This is a genomic window from Oleiphilus sp. HI0067 (assembly GCF_001635735.1).
In genome coordinates this window covers 1-645 of the sequence record NZ_LWFI01000621.1, presented here as the reverse complement: position 1 = coordinate 645, position 645 = coordinate 1, and the positions used below count along the sequence as shown (strand labels likewise).

Annotated in this window: 1 protein-coding gene; it reads left to right on the top strand. The window is 44.8% G+C overall.

All coding sequences use genetic code 11. The annotated features are described in order from the left end of the window. On the top strand, positions 1-645 hold a 645-nt coding region (locus A3739_RS06930; protein WP_369821095.1), incomplete at both ends, for an alpha/beta hydrolase.

Sequence of the window (645 nt, the reverse complement as noted above, 5' to 3'; positions counted from 1 at the left end):
GCAAACGATCGTTGACCATTACGCCGAGCTATTAAAGGGAGAATACGATGAAGTATGGCTAGGCGGTTTTTCAACCGGAGCCAACCTTATTACCATCAACACGATAGAACGCGGCAATGTAGATGGGCTGATTTTAGTTTCACCCGGTTATCAATCACGTGCACCAATACTCGAGAAATTCGCGCCTTTTGTCTCTCTGTTTGTGGATGGCTACAAAACCGAAGAGCAAAATTTAGCACGCTATACCTCGGCACCGATTAACGGTGCGATCGCCTATTCCGAAAGTGCGCAACGTGTGCGTGATCTGCTTGAAGAAAATACCATTTCTGTACCTGCTCTATTAATTATGAGTGAAGCAGATAGCGTGATTGACCCTGAAGAAACACAAGAATTGTTTAGCCAGCATTTCAATCATCCAACTAATCAAACCATTTGGTATGGTGAGTCCCGTTTCGACGAACCAAGTATCTTGTTTGAATCGATGCGTATTGCTGACAAACGTATAAGTACTGGATCGCATATGAGCCCACTATTTGCGCCCTCTAACTTTTACTACGGCGAGCAAGCAGAGAGAACCATGTGTTTGAATAGTATGAGCTTGCGAGATCTTAAGCACTGCAACGATGGCCGCGAAGTATGGTACTC